Below are 8,647 nucleotides of genomic sequence, written 5' to 3'. Positions count from 1 at the left end.
CTGTCGCAGCGCGGCTACCGGGTCCATCACTCCAGTGTGCCTCGCCCGCTAGAACAACTGGCCGGCGATGAACCCGGCGAGCAGCACCCCGAAGCCGCCGATCTCACCGATGATCAGCAAGGCCATCTCCAACCTCAGTGCCCGAGCGGGGCTTTCGAATTGGTTGACCGTGTCGCGCCGCATGCCGTGGCTGATATAAGTCGCTATGGCAGCGACGAAGAAGAAGACAACGATCATCGTCGCGGTCAGGTTTATCCACGTCGGCCATGCGCTGAGTTCGACGAAGACCGCGAGCAGCAAAGTCGCGAACGAGTACAGCAGCGCCGCCCGGTGCGCAATGTCGACGTAGGGGTGTGCGCGGTGGTCGGGTGCCGCCATGATCTGGCGGTACTTCCACACGCCGAGCACCAAAGCGAGCAGAAAGATCAATCCCGCCGCCAGCAGGGTGATTCTGGTGTCGATGCCCAAATGCCAATCCATTGCCCGACAGAGTCTAGTTAGGTGGCAGTTTCGCGCGCCGGACTAATGTCGGTGTAATGCGATTCGCGTTCAAAACCTCACCGCAAGACACCACCTGGGAACAGATGCTCGCCGTCTGGACCGAAGCCGACGGCATCGACGTCTTCGAGTCCGGGTGGACCTTCGACCACTTCTACCCGATCTTCGGAAACTCAGCCGGCCCGTGCCTAGAGGGCTGGACGACGCTGACCGCACTGGCGCAGGCCACTAATCGACTGCGATTGGGCACGTTGGTCACCGGCATCCACTACCGCCACCCGGCCGTGCTGGCCAATATGGCTGCCGCCCTTGACGTCATCTCCAACGGCCGCCTGGAGCTGGGCATCGGCGCCGGATGGAATGAGGAGGAATCCGGCGCCTACGGCATCGAGCTGGGCAGCATCAGGGAACGCTTCGACCGGTTCGAGGAGGCCTGCGAGGTGCTGACCAGCCTGCTCAGCCAGCCGACCACCAACTTCGACGGCAAGTACTACCAGCTCAAAGACGCCCGCAATGAGCCCAAGGGCCCGCAGCGCCCGCACCCTCCGATCTGCATCGGCGGCAGCGGTGAGAAGCGCACGCTGCGCATCACCGCTCGCTACGCGCAGCACTGGAACTTCGTCGGCGGCACACCTGAGCAGTTCGCCCACAAACGCGACGTGCTCTACGGCCACTGCGCCGACATCGGCCGCGATCCCAAGGAGATCAGGCTGTCAGCCCACCTGCGGTTGGAACCAGAGCGCAACTACACCAAGGTCGTCGAGGACGCGGCCGGCCTGGCCGCCGAAGGCCTGGATCTGGGCATTGTGTACATCGCGCCGCCGCACGACCCGGCCGTGTTGGAACCGCTCGCCGAAGCGATCCGCGATTCGGGGCTTGCCAGCTAGGGTCTCGGTGTCGAGAATCTCGGATAACAAATTGATCACCTGGAGCAAACACCTACTTCGGCCAAAAGACCGCCGTAGTTAACGCTTATACGCCGAAGCGCACTAGCTCGTCTGCAGTCACCAGGCGCTCATGCTTGGCGGGAAATTCCCGGCTCTTAACCGGATGCCGGAACCATGACCAGGCAATTCGCCCCACTCGCGACCGGCTCATTGGATTGATATACACGGTGCTCACTCCTGCGATTGGTCAACATCACCGAGCACCACGCCCCGGCGGCGCCCCATATCGAGCAATTAGACACCCTACAGCTGGCAAATAGTGTACGACTCGCCGGGCAATTTATCAAATGTTGCTGGTGTGACGGTAGTGACTAGCGTTGGGGAGCGGCGGAGGGCGCGATCGGCGCTGGCAAAGCGGTCTGGCCCATCAGGAATCGGTCCACCCCCGCCGCGGCCGCCCGGCCCTCGGCGATTGCCCAGACGATCAGCGACTGCCCTCGACCCATGTCGCCGGCGACGAAGACACCCGGCACCGACGTCTCAAAGTTGTTGCCCCGCGCGACATTACCGCGATCGGTGAATTCAACGCCCAGGTCGGTCAGCAGGCCCGGCTGCTCCGGCCCGACAAATCCCATCGCCAACAACACCAGATCGGCTTCGATTTCGAAGTCGGTGTCCTCGGTCTTGACGAACTTGCCGTCCTCCATCGTCACCTCATGCACTTTCAGCGCGGCGACATGACCGTCGCGGCCGACGAATTCCTCGGTGTTGACCGAGAACATCCGCTCGCCGCCCTCTTCGTGCGCCGAGGACACCCGGAACATCAGCTCGTAGGTCGGCCACGGCGTGGACGGGGCGCGGGTCTCCGGCGGACGCGGCATGATCTCGAACTGGTGCACGCTGGCCGCACCCTGACGGTGTACGGTGCCCAGGCAGTCGGCGCCGGTGTCACCGCCGCCGATGATGATGACCTTCTTGTCCTTCGCGGTGATCGGCGGCTCACCGTCAGGGCCGAGCACATCGTCGCCCTCTTGTACTCGGTTAGACCACGGCAGGTACTCCATCGCCTGGTGGATACCGTCGAGCTCACGGCCGGTGATCGGCAGATCTCGCGCAGCGGTCGCGCCGCCGGCCAGCACCACGGCGTCGAAATCGGTGCGCAACTGCTCGGCGGTGATGTCGACGCCGACGTTGACGCCCGCGCGGAATTCGGTGCCCTCGGCCCGCATCTGGTCCAACCGGCGTTCCAGGTGGCGCTTTTCCATCTTGAACTCGGGGATGCCGTAGCGCAGCAGCCCGCCGATGCGGTCATCGCGCTCGAACACCGTCACCGTGTGGCCGGCACGGGTCAGTTGCTGCGCGGCGGCCAGACCTGCCGGGCCGGAGCCCACCACCGCCACCGTCTTCCCGGTGAGCTGATCCGGCGGCAGCGGTACCACCCAGCCTTCATCGAAGGCGTTGTCGATGATCTCCAGCTCGATCTGCTTGATCGTGACCGGATCCTGGTTGATCCCAAGCACACACGCTGATTCGCACGGCGCCGGGCAGAGTCGACCGGTGAAGTCCGGGAAGTTGTTGGTCGCGTGCAGGCGCTCGATCGCGTCGCGCCAACGACCGGTGCGGGTCAGATCATTCCATTCCGGTATCAGGTTGCCCAGCGGACAGCCGTTGTGGCAGAACGGAATCCCACAGTCCATACACCGCGTTGCCTGCTGTTGCAGCGTGTCGTGCGAGAAGTCTTCGTAGACCTCATGCCAGTCGCGCAGCCGCAGTTCCACTGGTCGGCGTTGCGGCGTTTCGCGATGGGTGTACTTCAAAAAACCCTTCGGATCAACCACTGGCAGCCGCCATGATCGCCTGGTCGGGGTCCGCACCGGTGCGCTCGGCCTCGGCGATCGCCTCCAGTACCCGCTTGTAGTCGCGGGGCATTACCTTGACGAAGCGCCGTTGTTCGGCGGTCCATCCGGCCAAAATGCGCTGTCCGATTGCGGAGTCGGTGGCGTCGACGTGTGCATGAATCATCTCGTGCAGCCAGTCCAGGTCGTCATCGTCGAGCGCCTCCAGTTCCACCATCTCCGAGTTGAGGTTGTCCGGCAGTTCGGTTTCGGGGTCGTAGACATAGGCGGTGCCGCCGGACATGCCCGCCGCGAAATTGCGGCCGGTGCGACCCAAAATCACAACCTTGCCGCCAGTCATGTACTCACAGCCGTGATCGCCGACGCCTTCGACCACTGCGTGGGCGCCGGAGTTGCGCACGGCGAATCGCTCGCCGACCACCCCGCGCAGGAACGCCTGGCCGCTGGTGGCGCCGAACAGAATCACGTTGCCGCCGATGATGTTGTCCTCGGCGACGTAGTCCGACGGCGCGTTGTCGGCCGGTCGCACCACGATCCGGCCGCCGGACAATCCCTTGCCCACGTAGTCGTTGGCATCGCCGTACACCCGCAACGTTATGCCGGTGGGTACGAACGCACCAAAGCTGTTACCCGCCGAGCCATCGAAGGTGATGTCGATGGTGCCGTCCGGCAATCCTTGACCGCCATAGGCTTTGGTCACCTCGTGGCCGAGCATGGTGCCGACGGTCCGGTTGACGTTCGCGATCGTGGTGGAAAATCGCACAGGTTTCCCGGAGTCCAGCGCCTCGCGGCTCATCACGATCAGCTGTTGGTCCAAGGCCTTGTCCAGACCATGGTCCTGGCTTGAACTGCAGTACAGGTCCTGGTTCATGAACGCCGATTCCGGCTCGTGCAGCACCGGCGACAAGTCGAGTTTGTGTGCCTTCCAGTGCGCGCGGGCCAGCGTGGTGTCCAGCGAACCGACTTGGCCCACAGCCTCGTTGAGGGTGCGGAAACCCAGCTGCGCCATGTACTCGCGGACCTCTTCGGCGACGAACAGGAAGAAGTTCTCCACGAACTCGGGCTTGCCGGTGAACCGCTCTCGCAGCACCGGGTTCTGGGTGGCCACCCCCACCGGGCAGGTGTCCAGATGGCACACCCGCATCATGATGCAGCCGGACACCACCAGCGGAGCGGTGGCGAAGCCGAACTCCTCGGCGCCGAGCAGCGCCGCGACCATCACGTCACGGCCGGTCTTGAGCTGGCCGTCGACCTGGACGACGATCCGGTCGCGTAACCCGTTGAGTAGCAACGTCTGCTGGGTTTCGGCAAGCCCGAGCTCCCACGGTGCGCCGGCGTGCTTCATCGACGTCAGCGGCGTCGCACCGGTACCGCCGTCGTGCCCGGAGATCAGCACGACGTCGGCGTGCGCCTTGGAAACACCGGCGGCGACCGTGCCTACACCGTTCTCCGAGACCAGCTTGACGTGGATACGTGCCGACGGGTTGGCGTTTTTCAGGTCGTGGATCAGCTGAGCCAGATCCTCGATCGAATAGATGTCGTGGTGCGGGGGCGGCGAGATCAACCCCACGCCCGGGGTGGAGTGCCGCACCTCGGCGATCCACGGATACACCTTGCCGCCCGGAAGTTGGCCGCCCTCACCGGGTTTAGCGCCCTGCGCCATCTTGATCTGGATGTCGGAGCAGTTGGTCAGGTAATGCGAGGTGACGCCGAAGCGGGCCGAGGCGACTTGCTTGATCGCGCTACGGCGCCAATCACCGTTAGGGTCCCGGTCGAAGCGGCTGACGTGCTCGCCGCCCTCACCGCAGTTCGACCGGCCGCCAAGTCTGTTCATCGCGATGGCCAGCGTCTCGTGCGCCTCGGCGGAGATCGAGCCGTAGCTCATCGCGCCGGTGGCAAAGCGTTTGACGATCTCGCTGGCCGGCTCGACCTCGTCGAGCGGAATCGGCGGGCGGACCCCATCGCGGAACTTCAACAGGCCGCGCAGCGACGCCATCCGCTCGCTCTGATCGTCCACCAGCCGGCTGTAATCCTTGAAGATCTTGTACTGGCCGGTACGGGTGGAGTGCTGCAGCTTGAAGACGGTCTCGGGGTTGAACAGGTGGTATTCGCCTTCACGACGCCACTGGTATTCGCCGCCCACCTCGAGTTCGCGGTGCGCGCGTTCGTCGGGCCGGTCCAGGAAAGCCAGCTCGTGTCGGGCCGCGACATCGGCGGCAATATCTGCGAGGGTGATTCCGCCTGTGGGACAGGTCAATCCGGTGAAGTACTCCTCGAGAACGTCCTCGGATACGCCGACAGCCTGGAACAGCTGAGCGCCGGTGTAGGACGCCAGTGTGGAGATGCCCATCTTGGACATCACCTTCAGCACACCCTTGCCGGCGGCCTTGATGTAGTTCTTCAGCGCCGTTTCGCGGTCGAGACCCTGCAGCACGCCCCTGTCCAGCATGACCTCAATCGACTCGAACGCCATATACGGGTTGACCGCCGCCGCGCCGAAGCCGATCAGCGCGGCCATGTGGTGCACCTCGCGGGCGTCGCCCGACTCGACCACCAGTCCGACTTTGGTGCGGCTGCGTTCGCGTACCAGGTGGTGGTGCACCGCGGAGACCGCCAGCAGCGACGGGATCGGGGCCATCTTCTCATCGGACTCCCGATCGGACAGGATGATGATCCGCGCGCCGTCCGCGATCGCCGCCGAGGTCTCCGCACGCACCTCGTCCAGCGCCGCCTGCAGGCCGGCGCCGTTCTCGGCTACCGGGTACAGGCAGCGAATCACCTTCGACCGCAGGCCGTGCCGACGACCGTTGACCTCGACGTCCGGGTCGAGGTTGATCAGCTTGGCCAGTTCGTGGTTACGCAGAATCGGCTGCGTCAACATGATTTGACGGCAGGAATCCTCGTTCGGGTTGAGCAGGTCGCCCTCCCCACCGGTGGTGCCCTGCAGGCTGGTCACCACCTCTTCGCGGATGGCGTCCAGCGGTGGGTTGGTCACCTGCGCGAACAATTGCTGGAAGTAGTCGAACAACATCCGCGGCCGCTGGGACAGCACCGCAACAGGTGTGTCGGTTCCCATCGACCCGATCGGCTCGGCGCCGGTCCGTACCATCGGCGCCACCAACAAGTTGAGCTCTTCGTAGGTGTATCCGAAAACCAACTGCCGCAAGACGACCCGATGGTGCGGCATCCGCACGTAATCGCCCTGGGGCAGCTCGGCCAGCGGAACCAGCCCGTTGTCCAGCCACTGTTGATACGGGTGCTCGGCGGCCAACTCCGCCTTGATCTCCTCGTCGGCGACGATGCGGCCCTGCGCGGTGTCGACCAAAAACATCCGGCCGGGCTGCAGCCGCATGCGCTGCACCACCGTCGACGGGTCAAGGTCAAGCACACCGGCCTCGGAGGCCATCACCACCAGACCGTCGGCGGTGACCCAAATCCGCGACGGGCGTAGGCCGTTACGGTCCAGCACGGCGCCCACGATGGTGCCGTCGGTGAACGTCATCGACGCCGGACCGTCCCATGGCTCCATCAACGATGCGTGGTACTGGTAGAACGCCCGCCGGGCCGGATCCATCGACTCGTTGCGCTCCCACGCCTCCGGGATCATCATCAGCACCGCGTGGGCGAGGCTGCGGCCGCCCAGGTGCAGCAGTTCGAGCGCCTCGTCGAAGCGCGCGGTGTCTGAAGCGCCCGGGGTGCAGATCGGGAACAGCTTGTCGACGTCCTCGTAGGAACCGAAGACGTCGGTCTTCATCAACGCCTCGCGGGCGCGCATCCAGTTCTCGTTACCGGTGACGGTGTTGATCTCGCCGTTGTGGGCGATGCGCCGGAACGGGTGCGCCAGCGGCCACGACGGGAAGGTGTTGGTCGAGAAGCGGGAGTGCACGATGCCCAGCGCGCTTTCCAGCCGGTCGTCTTGCAGGTCGAGATAGAAGGCCTTGAGCTGCGGGGTGGTCAACATTCCCTTGTAGACGAATGTCTGTCCGGAAAGGCTTGGGAAATAGACGGTTTCGCGTCCGGGACCGTCCTGCCCGGGGCCCTTGGTGCCGAGTTCATGCTCGGCGCGCTTACGGATGACGTAGGCGCGTCGCTCCAACGTCATCCCGCTCGCGCCCGCGAAGAACAGCTGGCGGAAGGTGGGCATCGCGTCGCGGGACAGCGCGCCCAGCGACGACTCGTCGGTCGGCACGTCGCGCCAGCCGAGTGTCTGCAGTCCCTCGGCTTCGACGATCTTCTCCACCGCAGCACAGGCCGCCGCCGCTTCTTTGGAGGACTGCGGCAGGAACGCGATGCCGGTGGCGTAACTGCCGGCTTCGGGCAGCTCGAAGTCGACGACCGAACGCAGGAACAGGTCCGGAACCTGGATCAGGATGCCGGCGCCGTCGCCGCTATGCGGCTCCGCGCCTTGTGCGCCGCGATGCTCGAGGTTGAGCAACGCGGTGATGGCCTTGTCCACGATGTCGCGGCTGCGGCGGCCGTGCATGTCCACGACCATTGCCACCCCGCATGAGTCGTGCTCGAATGCGGGGTTGTAGAGCCCAGGAGAGCCCGAGCGGTTGGGCGCCATTCCCACCTGACCCTTCACCAGAACTTTCTGCCGCGGAATTCATGAGTGTCATCCGTTGGCGCCGCCCCCGGGAGGCTGACGGGCTAGGCCCCAACGGTCTTGTCGATACGCTGGTCGCCTGGCGGCGGGTGATCCGGTTGGGGATGCATCCGTGCAGCGCTGGACGGTGGCCCTGTACCCGGTTTTCGACAAGTCGTAAAACGATATGCCAAAACCCGCCTGACATGCCAACTTGATCAATACTAACCCGTGGTTCGGGGGTGCTGGTTCGTTGCGGCGGTTCCGACGGGGCGCTTTGCCGATTGGCGCTGTGACGCCGGCTATTGGCGTGTGTCGGAGGGTGTTTGCGAGGCAAGTAGCAGTAGCTCACCGCTCGCGCGGTCGGCTCAGGAAGTTTGCTGCGATCGACGTCCGGCGACCGGCGGACTGTCGGGCGGGTGCGGGTGGGCCGGTGAGTCCGGTGATGCACCTCACCATATGGCGTGGCAGTGGGCTTGCTGGGCCGATCGGGCGAGAGGCGCCGGGCGTCTGGTCCGCGGAGCAGGTTAAAAGGAACTTTGCCGAAGACGTAGCCCGGATTTTTTTGCCGACTTGAACACTGCGGTCCTTGGCGAGCCGGGGCACATCTACGATGCCACTGTCGAGCGTGCCTGCTTCGATGAACCGATTCCGCTAGCGCAAGCTCCTGACTTCCGGTTGACCATGAACGAACGTGATGATTTCCTGCGGGACCGGCAGGGCCGGGTAGGGCCTGGGACCCATGCCGGTCCGCCAACGCGTCCGCCACAACCCCCGGCCGACGGTCCGCGTCCGCCACAACCCCCGGCCGACGGTCCGCG

At 64.8% G+C, this 8,647-nt stretch carries 4 protein-coding genes and 1 pseudogene; 2 read left to right on the top strand and 3 right to left on the bottom strand.

Features of this window, described 5'->3' with window-relative positions; translation table 11 throughout:
• Positions 1–48: 48 nt before the first annotated feature.
• A complete protein-coding gene (locus WB785_RS12080; RefSeq protein WP_424079421.1) occupies positions 49–480 on the bottom strand; it encodes a hypothetical protein in 432 nt (143 codons plus the stop codon).
• Positions 481–536: 56 nt separating this feature from the next.
• Between WB785_RS12080 and WB785_RS12075 the strand changes: the two genes are divergently transcribed.
• Entirely contained in the window at positions 537–1,385 is an 849-nt protein-coding gene (locus WB785_RS12075; protein WP_424079420.1) for an LLM class F420-dependent oxidoreductase, read from the top strand.
• 371 nt (positions 1,386–1,756) lie between these two features.
• On the opposite strand, the gene WB785_RS12070 is transcribed toward WB785_RS12075, so the two are convergent.
• Together WB785_RS12070 and gltB are read right to left on the bottom strand one after the other, a co-directional pair.
• The gene (locus WB785_RS12070; RefSeq protein WP_424079419.1) at positions 1,757–3,223 is read right to left on the bottom strand and encodes a glutamate synthase subunit beta; all 1,467 of its coding nucleotides are present in this window, start codon (positions 3,221–3,223) and stop codon (positions 1,757–1,759) included.
• Positions 3,216–7,808 (bottom strand): glutamate synthase large subunit, encoded by a 4,593-nt coding sequence (gltB, locus tag WB785_RS12065; RefSeq protein ID WP_424079423.1) that lies wholly within the window; start codon positions 7,806–7,808, stop codon positions 3,216–3,218. The genes WB785_RS12070 and gltB overlap by 8 nt, the downstream gene beginning before the upstream one ends.
• A 591-nt stretch (positions 7,809–8,399) precedes the next feature.
• On the opposite strand from gltB, the pseudogene WB785_RS12060 reads away from it, so the two are divergent.
• Positions 8,400–8,647, top strand: a pseudogene (locus WB785_RS12060) (hypothetical protein); the annotation flags it as partial.

The organism is Mycobacterium sp. (assembly GCF_049585075.1).
Lineage (GTDB): Bacteria > Actinomycetota > Actinomycetes > Mycobacteriales > Mycobacteriaceae > Mycobacterium.
The sequence above is the reverse complement of the archived record's forward strand: the minus strand, read 5'-3'. Positions and strand labels throughout refer to the sequence as shown.

What these genes read in the sequence shown, in the direction of transcription:
- WB785_RS12080 (WP_424079421.1), bottom strand. Translation starts at nt 480, where the DNA reads ATGGATTGGCATTTGGGCATCGACACCAGAATCACCCTGCTGGCGGCG.
- WB785_RS12075 (WP_424079420.1), top strand. Translation starts at nt 537, where the DNA reads ATGCGATTCGCGTTCAAAACCTCACCGCAAGACACCACCTGGGAACAG.
- gltB (WP_424079423.1), bottom strand. Translation starts at nt 7,808, where the DNA reads ATGGCGCCCAACCGCTCGGGCTCTCCTGGGCTCTACAACCCCGCATTC.